This is a genomic window from Pseudomonas sp. H3_C08, from assembly GCF_054669455.1.
Map to the genome: position 1 here is coordinate 384,642 of NZ_CP162803.1, position 14,887 is coordinate 399,528.

The 14,887-nt window shown below is 58.6% G+C and carries 16 protein-coding genes; 5 read left to right on the forward strand and 11 right to left on the reverse strand.

Annotation, left to right across the window (positions count from 1 at the left end):
- Positions 1–91 precede the first annotated feature (91 nt).
- From aqpZ to AB4N74_RS01885, 5 genes are all read right to left on the reverse strand, one after another.
- Positions 92–784 (reverse strand): aquaporin Z, encoded by a 693-nt coding sequence (gene aqpZ, locus AB4N74_RS01865; RefSeq protein WP_093438113.1) that lies wholly within the window; start codon positions 782–784, stop codon positions 92–94.
- A 296-nt stretch (positions 785–1,080) separates the two neighbouring features.
- Positions 1,081–2,913 carry an ABC transporter ATP-binding protein gene (locus AB4N74_RS01870; RefSeq protein WP_093438109.1) on the reverse strand — a complete coding sequence of 611 codons (1,833 nt, stop codon included), beginning with the start codon at positions 2,911–2,913 and terminating at the stop codon, positions 1,081–1,083.
- Between the two features lie 90 nt (positions 2,914–3,003).
- Positions 3,004–3,561 carry a peptidylprolyl isomerase gene (locus tag AB4N74_RS01875; protein WP_093438104.1) on the reverse strand — a complete coding sequence of 186 codons (558 nt, stop codon included), beginning with the start codon at positions 3,559–3,561 and terminating at the stop codon, positions 3,004–3,006.
- A gap of 3 nt (positions 3,562–3,564) precedes the next feature.
- A complete protein-coding gene (locus AB4N74_RS01880; protein ID WP_099758290.1) occupies positions 3,565–4,368 on the reverse strand; it encodes an alpha/beta fold hydrolase in 804 nt (267 codons plus the stop codon).
- Positions 4,369–4,382: 14 nt separating this feature from the next.
- Positions 4,383–5,306: a LysR family transcriptional regulator gene (locus AB4N74_RS01885; RefSeq protein ID WP_007914443.1), complete on the reverse strand. Its 924-nt coding sequence runs from the start codon at positions 5,304–5,306 to the stop codon at positions 4,383–4,385.
- Between the two features lie 49 nt (positions 5,307–5,355).
- Here AB4N74_RS01885 and AB4N74_RS01890 point away from each other — a divergent pair, with 49 nt between their 5' ends.
- The 3 genes from AB4N74_RS01890 (at position 5,356) to AB4N74_RS01900 (ending at position 7,713) form a co-directional block, all read left to right on the forward strand.
- Positions 5,356–5,670 (forward strand): hypothetical protein, encoded by a 315-nt coding sequence (locus AB4N74_RS01890; RefSeq protein ID WP_016985956.1) that lies wholly within the window; start codon positions 5,356–5,358, stop codon positions 5,668–5,670.
- 230 nt (positions 5,671–5,900) lie between these two features.
- Positions 5,901–6,500: an FMN-dependent NADH-azoreductase gene (locus AB4N74_RS01895; RefSeq protein ID WP_099758291.1), complete on the forward strand. Its 600-nt coding sequence runs from the start codon at positions 5,901–5,903 to the stop codon at positions 6,498–6,500.
- A 346-nt stretch (positions 6,501–6,846) separates the two neighbouring features.
- On the forward strand, positions 6,847–7,713 hold the full coding sequence (locus tag AB4N74_RS01900) for a carboxylate/amino acid/amine transporter (RefSeq protein WP_116254449.1): 867 nt from the start codon (positions 6,847–6,849) through the stop codon (positions 7,711–7,713).
- A gap of 106 nt (positions 7,714–7,819) precedes the next feature.
- Here AB4N74_RS01900 and AB4N74_RS01905 read toward each other — a convergent pair whose 3' ends face one another.
- Positions 7,820–9,118, reverse strand: a complete 1,299-nt coding sequence (locus AB4N74_RS01905) for a mechanosensitive ion channel family protein (protein WP_093438086.1) — start codon at positions 9,116–9,118, stop codon at positions 7,820–7,822.
- A 191-nt stretch (positions 9,119–9,309) separates the two neighbouring features.
- Here AB4N74_RS01905 and AB4N74_RS01910 point away from each other — a divergent pair, with 191 nt between their 5' ends.
- The gene (locus AB4N74_RS01910; RefSeq protein ID WP_038358505.1) at positions 9,310–10,650 is read left to right on the forward strand and encodes a DEAD/DEAH box helicase; all 1,341 of its coding nucleotides are present in this window, start codon (positions 9,310–9,312) and stop codon (positions 10,648–10,650) included.
- A gap of 55 nt (positions 10,651–10,705) precedes the next feature.
- Here the strand turns inward: AB4N74_RS01910 and AB4N74_RS01915 are convergent, their stop codons facing one another.
- The 4 genes from AB4N74_RS01915 to AB4N74_RS01930 all read right to left on the reverse strand — a co-directional run bounded on the left by AB4N74_RS01915 (position 10,706) and on the right by AB4N74_RS01930 (position 13,281).
- Entirely contained in the window at positions 10,706–11,305 is a 600-nt protein-coding gene (locus tag AB4N74_RS01915; protein ID WP_093438082.1) for a hypothetical protein, read from the reverse strand.
- A gap of 12 nt (positions 11,306–11,317) precedes the next feature.
- Positions 11,318–11,902: a papain-like cysteine protease family protein gene (locus AB4N74_RS01920; protein ID WP_414925670.1), complete on the reverse strand. Its 585-nt coding sequence runs from the start codon at positions 11,900–11,902 to the stop codon at positions 11,318–11,320.
- Between the two features lie 262 nt (positions 11,903–12,164).
- On the reverse strand, positions 12,165–12,440 hold the full coding sequence (locus AB4N74_RS01925) for a hypothetical protein (RefSeq protein WP_093438074.1): 276 nt from the start codon (positions 12,438–12,440) through the stop codon (positions 12,165–12,167).
- A 106-nt stretch (positions 12,441–12,546) separates the two neighbouring features.
- Positions 12,547–13,281, reverse strand: coding sequence for a DUF899 domain-containing protein (locus AB4N74_RS01930; RefSeq protein WP_093438069.1), 735 nt, complete (start codon positions 13,279–13,281; stop codon positions 12,547–12,549).
- 174 nt (positions 13,282–13,455) lie between these two features.
- Here AB4N74_RS01930 and AB4N74_RS01935 point away from each other — a divergent pair, with 174 nt between their 5' ends.
- Positions 13,456–13,848: a transcriptional regulator gene (locus AB4N74_RS01935; protein WP_093438066.1), complete on the forward strand. Its 393-nt coding sequence runs from the start codon at positions 13,456–13,458 to the stop codon at positions 13,846–13,848.
- A 122-nt stretch (positions 13,849–13,970) separates the two neighbouring features.
- Here AB4N74_RS01935 and AB4N74_RS01940 read toward each other — a convergent pair whose 3' ends face one another.
- Complete coding sequence (locus tag AB4N74_RS01940; RefSeq protein ID WP_427118731.1) at positions 13,971–14,840, reverse strand: DUF6279 family lipoprotein; 870 nt, start codon at positions 14,838–14,840, stop codon at positions 13,971–13,973.
- Positions 14,841–14,887: the final 47 nt, after the last annotated feature.

The following is a 14,887-nucleotide window of genomic DNA, read 5'->3' on the forward strand; positions in this document are numbered from 1 at the left end:
GCGAAAGCGGTGTTGCAGTGACATGGATATCAGCTGACACACCGCCTTCGCGAGCAAGCTCGCTCCCACATTTGTTTTGTGTATGCCTTGGCTACTCTTCTTTGCCCAACCAGCGATAGATCCCGCCACCGACCACCGCGCCAATCAACGGTGCGACCCAGAACATCCATAACTGCGCAATTGCCCAGCCGCCGACCATCAGTGCCGGTCCCGTGCTACGGGCCGGGTTCACCGAGGTGTTGGTGACGGGAATCGAGATCAGGTGAATCAGCGTCAGGCCCAGGCCGATGGCGATCGGTGCCAGCCCCGGTGGTGCGCGTCTATCGGTCGCGCCCAGAATGATGATCACGAACATCGCCGTCATCACCAGCTCGGTCACAAACCCTGCCGCCATGGAATACTTCCCCGGCGAATGCTCACCATAACCATTGGAAGCGAGGCCTGCAGCGATATCGAAACCCTCCTTGCCGCTGGCGATATGCGCGATCAGCGCCGCCGCGAGAATCGCGCCAAGCACCTGCGCGATAATGTAGGCGGGCAACTCTTTGGCCGGAAACCGACCGCCGACGAACAGACCGACCGACACGGCCGGGTTTAGGTGACATCCGCTGATGTGACCGATGGCGAATGCCATGGTCAGCACCGTCAGACCAAACGCCAGGGCCACCCCCAGCACCCCGATTCCCAACGGTGAAGACGCGGCGATCACCGCGCTGCCGCAACCACCCAATACTAACCAGAACGTACCCAACAACTCAGTGACTGAACGTTTGAACAGAGACATGAGAGGCGTCCTTGATAGCCCTGCTATCGAGACTGCATCGAGTTGTGCATCCCTGCAGATTTACGACAGGTTTCGTGCCGAAACCTTGGCTGAGTACAGCAGGCTTTCTGCGGATTTCCAGCAGCCACAAAAAAACCGCCAGCGCCCTTGGTTTGCGGGCTGTGGCGGCCTTGTGAGCTGTTGCATGTCCATTGTGGGAGCGAGCTTGCTCGCGAAAGCGGTGGATCAGCAACGCAAGTGGCGACTGATACGACGCTTTCGCGAGCAAGCTCGCTCCCACAGGGAAGTCCAGTGCATCAATCTATGCCGACAAACCCTCCGGTCTGGTGCGCCCAAAGTCGTGCATACAGACCGCGATGGGCCAACAGCTCGGCATGGGTGCCGCTCTCGGCAATCTTGCCGTTCTCCAGCACCACCAGCCGATCCATACGGGCAATGGTCGAGAGTCGGTGCGCAATCGCGATGACAGTTTTGCCCTGCATCAGGGTTTCCAGGCTTTCCTGGATCGCCGCCTCGACTTCCGAATCCAGTGCCGAGGTCGCTTCGTCCATGATCAGGATCGGCGCGTCCTTGAGCAGCACTCGCGCAATCGCAATGCGCTGACGCTGACCACCGGACAGTTTCACCCCGCGTTCACCCACATGCGCATCGAAGCCTGTGCGCCCTTCGGCGTCCGACAGCAGCGGAATAAACTCATCGGCGCGCGCCTTGTGCACCGCGTCCCATAACTCGGCATCGGTCGCATCCGGTTTGCCGTACAGCAAGTTGTCGCGGATCGAACGGTGCAGCAGCGAGGTGTCCTGGGTGATCATGCCGATCCGTGCACGCAGGCTTTCCTGACCGACTTCTGCGATGTTCTGGCCATCAATCAGAATCCGCCCACCCTCGACGTCGTACAGGCGCAGCAATAGATTGACCAGCGTCGATTTGCCGGCGCCGGACGGCCCGATCAAACCGATTTTCTCACCCGGTTTGATGTTCAGATTGAGATCGCCGATGATCCCGCGCTTCTTGCCGTAGTGAAAATCCACGTGCTCGAAACGCACTTCGCCACGGGCCACTTCCAGCGGTTTGGCCTGCTCGTGATCGGTGACGCTGACCGGTTGCGAAATGGTCTGTAAGCCGTCCTGGACCATGCCGATGTTTTCGAAAATGCCGGTGACCACCCACATGATCCAGCCGGACATGTTGACGATGCGAATCACCAGACCGGTGGCCAGGGCAATCGCACCGACAGTGATCAGCGATTGCGTCCACAGCCACAAGGCCAGGCCTGTGGTGCCGACGATCAACAGGCCGTTCATGGTGGTAATGGCGATGTCCATGCTGGTCACAACGCGGCCCGCCAGTTGGGCTTTTTCGGTTTGTTCTTCGATTGCTTCGCGGGCGTATTGCTGCTCGTAATTGGTATGGGCGAACAGCTTCAGGGTGGCGATATTGGTGTAACCATCGACGATCCGCCCCATCAGTTTGGAGCGTGCATCGGAGGACACCACCGAGCGCTCCTTGACCCGCGGCACGAAGTAACAGAGCGCGCCAATGTAAGCGGCGATCCACGTCAGCAACGGAATCATCAGGCGCCAGTCCGCCTCGGCGAACAGCACCAGCGAGCTGATCGCGTAGATCAGCACATGCCACAACGCATCCACTGCTTGCACCGCAGAGTCACGTAGCGAGTTGCCCGTCTGCATGATGCGTTGGGCGATACGACCAGCGAAGTCATTCTGGAAAAAGTTAAGGCTCTGCTTGAGCACGTAGCTGTGGTTCTGCCAGCGGATCATGCTGGTCATGCTCGGGCTCAGGGTCTGGTGCACCAGCAGGTCGTGCAGGCCGACAAAGACCGGGCGCAAGATCAGCGCGACCACGGCCATCCAGGCCAATTCCAGGCCATGCTCCTGAAAGAAATTCGGATTCGGTGCACCTTGGGCGAGGTCAATGATGCGACTGAGGTAGCTGAACAACGCCACTTCGATCAAGGCGCCGAACAGTCCGACGGTGAGCAGGGCGGCAAAACTCGGCCAGACCTGCTTCAGGTAATAGGTGTAGAAGGGCAGCACGCGATCCGGCGGGGATGCCGTGGGGGCGTCGCGGAACACGTCGATCAGTTGTTCGAAACGGCGATAGAGCATCAGATAACCGCCCGGGGAACGGGCTCTCCTTTTATCGGTGTGAGCGGCGCGCGGGATCAGGCCAGCGCCGCTCGATACGCCCAGTACAGCTTAGTCGATGACTTTGGCCGACTTGATGAAGACAGGGTCGGAAGGCACATTTTGCATGCCTTGTTTGGTGGTGGTCGGCGAGTTGACGATGATGTCGACGACGTCCATACCTTTGACCACTTTGCCGAATACTGCGTAGCCATCGCCCTGGTCGAGGAAGTCGTTGTCCTTGACGTTGATGAAGAACTGGCTGGTCGCCGAATCAGGTACGGAAGTGCGAGCCATGGACAAGGTGCCACGAACGTTAGCCAGACCGTTTTTGTGTTCGTTCTTGATTGGAGCCTTGGTTTCTTTCTGCTGCATCTGTTGAGTGAAACCACCGCCCTGGACCATAAAGCCCGGGATCACGCGGTGGAAAATCGTGTTGTTGTAGAAGCCGCTGTTGACGTAATCGAGAAAGTTCTTGGTGCTGATCGGTGCCTTGACCGGATCCAGTTCGATTTCGATCTGGCCGTTGGTGGTGTCCAGCAGCACATGCGGTGCCTTGGTTGGCGTGGCAGCCATCAGGTTGGCGGCAAACAGCACAGTACCAGCGGCGAGGGCGAGTTTTTTCAACATGGGTCAGTGATCCTGAGATTGAATATCGGCTGCGGCAAGGAACTCCAGCAGCGTTTGATTGAAACGTTCGGGTTGATCGAGCGGGGTGGCGTGGCGCGAATCGGCGATCACCACCAGCCGCGCATTCGGCAGCAGTTTTACATAGGTTTCTTTCAGTGCCACCGGTGTGTAGTCACGGTCGGCGCTGATGACGAGCGTTGGACAGGACACTCGGGAAAGTCGTTCCTGAACGCCCCAGCCAACAATCGCATCGAAGCTGGCGAGATAAGCACGTTTGTCGTTTTTTGCCCAGCGTTCGACCATTTTCTGTCGCAGATCCGCCTGTTCCGGTTTCGGAAAAAGTTTACCGCCGAGGGCTTTGCCGATGGTCGCGAGGCTGAGTACGCGCATCAGGCTCCAGCGTTTGAACCACTGCCAGTAGTCGTCGCGGCTGCGGATTTTGACCTCGGGCGCACTGTTGACGATGGTCAGGCTCTTGAGCATTTGCGGATGATCGACGCCGAACTGGAAGCCGATCATGCCGCCCATCGACAGCCCGACGTAATGCACCGGGCCGAGGTTCAAGTGCTCGATCAACGCCAGCAGGTCGTTGCTGAAACCGGCGATGCTGTAGCGCTCGCGCGGTTTGTCCGAACGCCCGTGGCCCCGAACATCCGGGACGATCACCCGATAGTGCGCGGCCAGCGCCGGGATCTGCATTTCCCAATCCAGCGTGCTCGAACCGAGCCCGTGAACCAGCAGCAACGGCGTACCGTGGCCATATTCCTCGTAGTGCAGGTTGCAACCTTCGTGCTCGAAATACGCCATCGGTGAACTCCGTGTCAGGCTTGTTCAGGGGCGGCGAACGGGGCGTCCAGCGGCAAAGTGTCGAAGGTGCGCAGCAGTTCGATGAGGATTTGCGTGGCCGGGCCCAAGGGTTTGTCCTTGTTCGAATACAGATAGAAGCTGGAGTTGCGGTTGCCGCCCCTGTCCAACGGTAGCAGCTTGAGCGAGCCATCCTTCAGCTCTCGTTCAATCATGTGGCGAGGCAGCCAGGCAAAACCGAGGCCGCTGCTGACGAACGTCGCCGCTGTGGCGAGGCTGCCAACGGTCCAGCGCTGTTCGGCGCCGAGCCAGCCGACATCCCGTGGTTGCTGGCGGCCGGAGTCGCGGATCACCACTTGCATCTGGGTTTCCAGATCCTGAAAGCTCAGTTCACGGTTGAGCCGGTGCAGCGGGTGATCGGGGTGGGCGACGGCGACAAACTCGACGTCACTCAATTCCGCGCCGAGGTAACCGGGAATGCTCAGGCCGGTGATGGCCAAATCGGCCACGCCTTCGAGCAGCACTTCTTCAACACCCGACAACACTTCCTCACGCAGGCGCACGCGGCAGCCGCGACTCTGCGGCATGAACGCGGTCAGTGCGCGAACGATGCGTGCGCTCGGGTAGGCCGCATCGACTACCAGCCGCACCTCGGCTTCCCAACCTTGCTCCATGTGATGGGCGAGGTCTTCCAGTTGACTGGCCTGTTTCACCAGTTGCCGCGAGCGGCGCAGCAACACACCGCCGGCTTCGGTGAGCACGGCTTTACGCCCGTCGATGCGCAGCAACGGCACGCCGAGCTGGTCCTGCATGCGGGCGACGGTGTAACTCACCGACGATTGCGAACGGTGCAAGGCCTCGGCGGCCTGGGCGAATCCGCCGTGGTCGACCACGGCCTGCAATGTTCGCCATTGATCAAGGGTCACGCGGGGCGCTTTCATCAATAGCTCCTCTTGTCCTAAGCTGGCCGTCCCTCATGGAGACTGCCGAATGAAAAAATTCTGTTGTGTGCTGCTGGCGCTGCTGCCGCTGACCGCTTTTGCTTATCCGATCGATGTGCAGAAGGATCTCAACGGCATGAAGATCGATTACGAGACCTTCGATACCGATAACGACATCGGCTCGATTCGGGTGGCCAACTACGGTGATGTCGACGCAGTGTGCAAGGCCGTCTTCACCAATGGACCCGAGGCGCCGCGCACCCGCAACATCGAAGTGGCAGCCGGCAAACATAAAAACGCCACGGCCAAGTTCACCCGCGAGATCATCAAGCTGCGCATCAAACTGACCTGCACCCCGAAATAACGGTCGATCCCTTGTAGGAGTGAGCCTGCTCGCGATAGCGGTGTGTCAGATACATCTGTGTTAACTGACACACCGCTATCGCGAGCAGGCTCACTCCTACAAGGTGTGTGTCAGCATCTAAACGAATTATTCGATGCTTTGCAGCAATTATTTGCGCTTTTTCATCGATTCGACTCTGTTTAACCTTCACTCCATCGACCTACAACATTCTCGGATGGAGGCTACACACCATGTCCCGCGTTCTGATCATCGAAAGCAGCGCCCGCCAGCAAGACTCGGTTTCCCGTCAACTGACCCAGACTTTCATCAGTCAGTGGAAAGCAGCGCATCCCAACGATCAGATCACTGTGCGTGACCTCGCCGTGAACCCGGTGCCACACCTGGACAGCAATCTGTTGGGTGGCTGGATGAAGCCTGCCGATCAGCGCAACGCCAACGAGCAATCGTCGCTGGATCGTTCCAACGAATTGACCGATGAGTTGCTCGCCGCCGACGTACTGGTGATGGCCGCGCCGATGTACAACTTCGCCATCCCGAGCACCCTCAAGGCCTGGCTCGACCACGTGCTGCGTGCCGGCGTGACCTTCAAGTACACCGAAACCGGCCCCCAAGGCCTGCTCAGCGGCAAACGTGCCTACGTGCTCACCGCTCGCGGCGGCATCTACGCCGGCGGCCCGGCCGACCATCAGGAACCGTACCTGCGTCAGGTCATGGGCTTCATCGGCATCAACGACGTGACGTTCATTCACGCCGAGGGCATGAACCTCGGTGGCGACTTTCAGGAGAAGGGCCTGAATCAGGCCAATGCCAAGCTGTCCCAGGTCGCTTGATAGGTTAATCCCCAGATAATCGCCGATTGTTTAAGTGACCTGGCGCAACCCCTTCAAGGCTCTACGCGCATCGAACCTCCCTTTGCACTTGTTGCTCCTGAGTGCTGTAGCCCGATTGAACGCATTAGCGAGATCGGGCTTTTTTTTGTCTGCGATTTGATGAACAACGCAATTTCCCTTGTAGGAGTGAGCCTGCTCGCGATAGCGGTGTGTCAGTCAATGCTGATGTGTCTGAACAACCGCCATCGCGATCAGGCTCACTCCTACAGGGGATTTGTGTTGTTCGAGGGTTCGCGGTCTGGCGCAAAAACCGCTATCGTCGCCGCCATTCAAATTAGGGGCGAGCATGGGCTATCTACTTTTTGTCACGCTGATCCAGGCGTTTTCCTTCAGTCTGATCGGCGAATACCTGGCCGGTCACGTCGACAGTTATTTCGCGGTGCTGGTGCGCGTCGTGCTGGCGGGGCTGGTGTTCATTCCGTTGACCCGCTGGCGCTCGGTCGAACCTTCGTTCATGCGCGGCATGCTGATGATCGGCGCCTTGCAGTTTGGCGTAACTTACGTCTGCCTCTACCTGAGCTTCCGCGTGCTGACGGTGCCGGAAGTGTTGCTGTTCACCATCCTCACGCCGCTGCACGTGACGTTGATCGAAGACGCCCTGAACCGGCGCTTCAATCCGTGGGCGCTGATTGCCGCGCTGGTCGCGGTGGGCGGGGCGGCGGTGATTCGTTTCGACAGCATCAGCCCGGACTTCTTCATGGGCTTCCTGCTGCTGCAACTGGCCAACTTCACCTACGCCGCCGGGCAGGTGATGTACAAGCATCTGGTGGCGAAACACCCGAGCGATCTACCGCACTATCGGCGTTTCGGCTTCTTCTACCTCGGCGCGTTGGCGGTGGTGTTGCCGGCATTCCTGATGTTCGGCAAAGCCAATTTCCTCCCGGAAGCGCCGTTGCAGTGGGGCGTGTTGCTGTTCCTCGGCCTGGTCTCGACCGCGTTGGGCATGTACTGGTGGAACAAGGGCGCGTGCATGGTCAACGGCGGCACGTTGGCGGTGATGAACAATCTGCATGTGCCGGTGGGGTTGCTGCTGAATTTGCTGATCTGGAATCAGCATGAGGAACTTGGAAGATTGTTCCTCGGTGGCAGCGTCATCCTTGCCGCCGTATGGATCAGCCGACTGGGCATCCGAAAAAAAACGGTCGCTGCATAACCCCTGTGGGAGCGAGCCTGCTCGCGAAGGCGCTGGGTCAGATAAGTATGGGTCGACTGACACATTGCATTCGCGAGCAGGCTCGCTCCCACATTTGATCTTTGGGTTACATGAGGTGTTTCTGTGGTTCGGGAATGCTCGCCGCGCCAAGTACCGCCGGCAGCAACCCGGAACGCAAATCCCCACCACTCGGCTGCTGATACAGACTCAGCCCGAACTCCGGCAACACCGCCAGCAGATAATCGAAAATATCCCCCTGAATCCGCTCGTAATCGGCCCACACCGTGGTGCGGGTGAAGCAGTAGATCTCCAGCGGAATGCCCTGCGCCGTGGTCTGCATCTGCCGGACCATGCAGGTCATGTTCGGCTGAATCTCCGGATGACTCTTCAGATACGCCAGCGCATAGGCGCGGAACGTGCCGATGTTGGTCATGCGCCGACGGTTAGCCGACATCGCCGCGACATTGCCCTGCGCCTCGTTCCACGCCTTGAGTTCGGCTTTCTTGCGGCTCATGTAGTCGGTGAGCAGGTGCACCTGGGAGAGCTTTTCCTCTTCGTCATCGCGGATGAAACGCACACCGCTGGCGTCGATGAACAGGCTGCGCTTGATCCGCCGCCCGCCGGACTGCTGCATGCCGCGCCAGTTCTTGAACGACTCGGACATCAGCCGCCAGGTCGGGATCGAAACGATGGTCTTGTCGAAGTTCTGCACCTTGACCGTGTGCAGGGTGATGTCGACCACATCGCCGTCGGCGCCGACTTGTGGCATCTCGATCCAGTCACCCACGCGCAACATGTCGTTGCTGGTCAACTGCACACTGGCGACAAATGACAGCAGGGTGTCCTTGTAGACCAACAGAATCACCGCTGACATTGCACCCAGACCGGAGAGCAGCAACAGCGGCGAACGGTCGATCAATGTGGCGACGATGATGATCGCGCCGAACACGTACAAAACCATTTTTGCCAGCTGCACGTAGCCTTTGATCGAGCGCGTACGCGCATGTTCGGTACGCGCATAGATGTCGAGCAGGGCATTGAGCAGAGCGCTGACCGAGAGCAGCAGGAACAGAATGGTGAACGACAACGCGACGTTGCCGAGAAAGGTCATCGCGGTTTTGTTCAGTTCCGGCACCAGATGCAGGCCGAACTGGATGACCAGCGATGGCGTCATCTGCGCCACACGCTGAAACACCTTGTTATGGCGAAAGTCATTGATCCAGTGCAACGCCGGCTGGCGTCCGAGCATGCGGCTGGCGTGCAGGATCAGGTAACGCGCCACTCGTCCGAGCACCAGTGCGATGACCAATAGCACGGTCAGTGCGAGGCCAGCCTGCAAGAACGGATGCTGTTCGAGGGTGCCCCAGAGGTCTTGGGCGTTGTGCCAGAGCTGTTTGAAATCCATATGAGCAACGATTCTTCTGTAAGACGCGATGGGCGATTAGAGCATTTAAGACGCCGTGTATTACCGTTGAAGACAAATCGAGCAACAAAAAAGCCACTGATTACGTCCGTTTGTATAAAGAAACTCGGCCTGAGCGCTCGAAACCGGTAACCTATGCAGCTGTTTTTTTGCATATCTTCGAGGTAGCACCCGTGTTTTCCCAATTCGCCCTGCACGAACGCCTGCTTAAAGCTGTGGCCGAGCTGAAATTTGTCGAGCCAACGCCTGTGCAAGCCGCGGCCATCCCGCTGGCGCTCCAAGGGCGTGATCTGCGGGTGACGGCGCAAACCGGTAGCGGCAAAACCGCCGCTTTCGTACTGCCGATTCTCAATCGCCTGATCGGCCCGGCCAAGGTCCGCGTCAGCATCAAGACGCTGATCCTGCTGCCGACCCGCGAGCTGGCCCAGCAGACGCTGAAGGAAGTTGAGCGCTTTTCGCAGTTCACTTTCATCAAGTCCGGCCTGATCACCGGCGGTGAAGACTTCAAGGTCCAGGCCGCGATGCTGCGCAAAGTGCCGGACATCCTCATCGGTACCCCGGGCCGGATGATCGAGCAACTCAACGCCGGCAACCTCGACCTCAAAGAAGTCGAAGTGCTGGTGCTCGACGAAGCTGACCGCATGCTCGACATGGGCTTCGCCGAAGACGTACAGCGTCTGGTTGACGAATGCCCGAACCGTCAGCAGACCATGCTGTTCTCCGCCACCACCGGTGGTTCCGGCCTGCGCGAGATGATCGGCAAGGTACTGAACAACCCTGAGCACTTGCAGCTCAACGCGGTCAGCCAGCTGAACTCGACCACCCGTCAGCAGATCATCACCGCCGACCACAATCAGCACAAAGAGCAGATTGTGAACTGGCTGCTGGCCAACGAGACCTACCAGAAGGCCATCGTCTTCACCAACACCCGCGCCATGGCCGACCGCATCTACGGCCGCCTCGTGGCTCAGGAATACAAAGCGTTCGTGTTGCACGGCGAGAAAGACCAGAAGGATCGCAAACTGGCGATCGACCGTCTGAAGCAGGGCGGCGTGAAGATTCTGGTCGCCACCGACGTCGCGGCCCGTGGTCTGGACGTTGATGGCCTGGATCTGGTGATCAACTTCGACATGCCACGCAGCGGCGACGAATACGTGCACCGCATCGGCCGTACCGGTCGTGCCGGCAACGACGGTCTGGCGATCTCGCTGATCTGCCACGGCGACTGGAACCTGATGTCGAGCATCGAGCGCTACCTGAAGCAGAGCTTCGAACGCCGCACCATCAAGGAAGTCAAAGGCACCTACGGCGGACCGAAAAAGGTCAAGGCCTCGGGCAAAGCCGTTGGTGTGAAGAAGAAAAAGACCGACGCCAAGGGTGACAAGAAGAAAACTGCCGCCAAGACGCCGACCAAGCGCAAGAGCGTCAATCGTCCGAAGCCTGACTCGTTGGTGAGCAGCGACGGCATGGCACCGCTCAAGCGTCGCAAGCCAGCAGAGCCTGCGGCTGAGTAAGGCGTTTCTAGCGAGCATAAAAAACCCGGACAGTGTCCGGGTTTTTTTTCGTCCATCAGTTGCCGAGCTGACCACTGGTGTCGGCATCAAAGCGCCGTTTGGCTTGATCGGCCGCCGGCTTCAATGCTGCGAGCAAGGCTGCCTCGCTGTACAACCGCGTGACCGCCAGCTCCTTCGGCGTCGGCTCGATCGGGATCAGCACGTCCTCACCGTCGGCGTGCAGCCAGATTGCGACAACGTGCAGTGCCGAGACAAACAGCACGCGCAGCTCAACGGTCTTGCCCTGAAGCTGCGGTGCTTGTTCTGCCAGTTTCAGCGCAGCCACCGTCGCGGCGGCGTGATCGCCGTGATTCAGCGAGGCGAACTCGACATGCCCGCGCACCTCGGCCAGTTGCGCATCGGCAATCGTCACGCCATCGGCAAACACCAGGTAATGCCAGTCGCCGATTCGTGCGTCTTTCAGACCTTTGCCGTGGCTCAGGTCCTCCAGATTCAGTGAGTAGCCGCGATAGGCCTCACTGAGGCTGATCTTCGCAGGTGCTGCGTTGGCGAACTGGCGATTGGCGCCAAAGCCTTGGGTTTGCAGCGCCGCTTGCAGCGCCGGGCGCAAGGTCTGTACGCCGTTGGAAGGCGCCTTTGGATAAGTCAGTTGCATGATCTCGCCCTCCTAGTTTTTCACGGTGAAGTAAGTGTGAGTCCAATTGCCGCCGCCGTTGTAGGCGCGGGGGAACGCGTTCAGCGCGCGGGTCGAATAGCCGTAGATCGAGTCCGCGACCAACACGTAATCGCCATTGGTGCCGTAGATCGTCAGAAAGTGCGCACCGCCGCCGTACCAGGCGCAGCGCAAGCCGACCGGGCGGCCCATGCTGATCTGGTTCTGAATGGCCGACATCTGCAGCGAGCCCTGATTCATGCCGTTGTAGCTACGGGTGGTTTGCAGCGCCGAATCCAGATAGCCGTAGACGTTGCACGGCCCCGGCTGATTGCAGCAATTGCGGTCCAGTTGGGTGCTGGCCACGCCGCACTGCGTCCAGTTGCCGGTGCCGTAATAGTTGCCGACCGAAGCGGACACGGCGGCCCAGCACCAGTTGGTCTGGGTCTGTTTCTGCATATTGAAGTTGAGGCTGCCAGCGGCGCGGGCGCTGAGCTGTTCAGCGGCTTCGACTTCGGCGAGTTGCGGGTCGAGCAGGTGACCGGCCAGGCACCTTGGCAGTGATTCGCCGGTGAATTGTGTTGCTGCTGTTGTTAACATTTTTCAATCCTCCATGAGTGAAAACAAGCGTCCAGCTTGTGTGGGTGTTGCGGTGTTGCCGAGCGATCGGTGTTCACGGGTTGCCATGTCATATGGCGGGTTCCGATCTCGTTGCTCGATGTAACCGTAGATGTGGATATGCGTTGATGCAAATAAATAAATGCATTAATGCATTTCCATAAGCAAAAGATCGCAGCCTTCGGCCGTTCCTACAGGGATCGATGTAGGAGCTGCCGCAAGCTGCGATCTTTTGATCTGGCTTTTAGCTTTCCGCTTTTTTCTCCGCCGTGCCCAACTCTTTCAACCGCTGATCAATCAACTGACATTTATCCGGCAGATCGGCACTGGCCGTGCCCAGATCCATCTTCTGCAACTCGGCGTTGATCTCCTTGGCCTTGGCCGGATTCTGTTCGGTGAGCTTGGCGACTTCCTTGGCCAGTTGTTCGCGCTTTTCGGTGGCTTCCTCCGGCGTGCAGGCCCAGACGGGCAGGGCGCAGGCCAAGGTGGCGGCGAGGGTGAGCTTGATCAGGGTTTTCATGGGCAGGCCTCAGTTCCGGTTAAGGCGGGTTAACCGGTTGAGCGGCGAAACTGGCGAAAAGTTCAGACTCTATGGGCGCGAGCAAGCTCGCTCCCACAAAAGGCTTTCATTTACCGTGGCAGCAACTGGATTTTGTCGCTAGCTCATAGCGATCGTGATGTCGCACCCACTCCATGATCTCGTCTTCATTCCTGCCCTTGGGCGTGAGGTCGAGGTAGTTATAGGCGCAGACCAGCATGTCGAGACCGCGAGCGTAGGTCGAGTAGGTGTGGAAAATCTCCCCGGCCTCATCGCGATAAAACACACTCAACCCCGGCATTTCCTCCTCAGCACTGTCAGTCTTTTCGTAGTTGTACGTAGCCTTTCCCGCCGCGACATCCTCAGCCCGGGCACAAACGCCGAAGTCATAGTTGAAGTCGCAACCCTCTGACGACACCCAGTCAAACTTCCAGCCCATCCGTTGTTTAAACGCCTGGAATTCGTTGAAGGGCGCATGGGACACAGCTACCACCGCGATGTCGTGATGAGCCAGATGCTGGTTGGCGCCATCAATGTGGTCGCTGAGGAACGAGCAACCCTGGCAACCTTCCTCCCAGTCCTTGGCAAACATGAAGTGGTAAACCACCAATTGGCTGTGTTTGCCAAACAGGTCAGCCAATTTCAACTCGCCGTTCGGACCCTGGAAGTGGTAGTCCTTGTCGACCTTCACCCATGGTAAGGCTCGACGCTCGGCGCTGAGGCGATCGCGTTCCTTGGTGAAAGCTTTCTCATGGGCCAGATGCTGCTTACGGGCGGCGAGCCATTCTTCGCGCGATACCACCGGATGATTCTCAACGTTCATGATGATTTCTCCTGCGGGGTTGAAACCGGCCTTTCAGACTAGTCGTTTAACCCGTAGGGAAATCGACAGACCGCCGGTCGGTCGGCTCGGGAAATGCGGCTGAACGGCTGACAGCCACTCCGGTCACAACCTATGAACGCGCCATAAATCACGCGCACCGGAGGTTGTATCAGGATGACGAAATATAATTGGGATTTGATTGAACGCTTGCTGCATGAAGTGCAGAACAGTGCCGGCCACAGTTTTGCCCCTCGGGCCTACGCCGAAGACTATGCGGCGGCGAAAGCCAGCGCCGGCGAGCCGATCGAGAATCTGGATCATCTGAAAACGCTGGCCTGCGATTATGAACGGTTGCTGCTGTTGCGCGGCTACATCGCACCGCGTCCGGATGAGGAGGGCAGCACGGGAAACAATTTTGTTCTGACGCCTCGCGGTTCCAGCCTGCTGAGCCTGATCGACAGCAGCATTCCTGGCAACGATCACCCGCGTCAGGTGCTGGATGAGCAAGAGGATGCGCTGGCCGAGGCGACCTTTGAGGAAGTGGCTTCTAAAGCCCAGATCGCCTGAGTTTACGCAGATCCCCTGTAGGAGTGAGCCTGCTCGCGATAGCGGTCTTCCAGTGACATCAATGTTGACTGGAATACCGCTATCGCGAGCAGGCTCACTCCTACAATTGGATGTAGGTGTCTTCAGGTTTTTTGCGCGGCCTTGAGGCATTTTAGGTCGTTGAAGTCTTTGCGCACCCCTTCGATCTTCTTCAACAACCGCTGACGCTGTTGCGGCGTACTTTCGGCCATCAAGTCCCCCGCCAGAGAGCGTCCCTGCGCTTCAGTTTCGGCGAAGGCCTTGCGGTAATCGGCTGTCCATAAACTCTCGCGATTGACCAGAAGCGTCTCGATTCTCTGTGGGAATTCGGGACTTTTGCGTTGTGCGACAGCTGCACTGAATTGCTTCTGCCAATGGGCGCGATTGGCGATCCATTGGGTGTACTGATCGCCCAGCGCGGTCGACCACGCCATAACCCGCTGTTCCTGGGTGGCGCTCAAGGGGCCGAGCCAGTCATTCAAGCGTTTAACCATGCGTGCGCCGCGCTCGGCAATTTGCTGATCAAGCGGCGGCTTGAGGTATTCCTGCTGACGCTTGCGCAGATCCTTGGCAAACGCATCATTCATCTCGGCCACTTGCTTGTCATCCAGCCCTTGCAGCAACTCGATCGCCGACGGGGTGATCTCTCGAGCGGTTTCGGCAATCGCCTGCTTGGCTTCCGTAGTGCGCGCCTGTAGCGCGGCATCGGTGACCTGATTGGATTCGACCATGGTCTGCAGGCGATCAAGCCAGTCCAGATAGCCCGGCAATTGCGTGGTGCAATGCCAGCTCAGGTGGTCCTTGAGGCGTTCGTTGAACCAGTCTTTCTGCTCGCCGTTCATGTCCAGATAGTCGCTGAGCGTCCATGGAATGATCACGTCGAGGTTGCGATAGGCCAGACCGACACGGCTGCAAGCGCCGAGGGCGAGGGTGAAGATCAGTAGCGCGGCGATCTGTTTGAACCAGCGAGACATGGGCGAATCCTTGCGTGAGCCTGGCTTCGAGGAACTGATTCCTATGT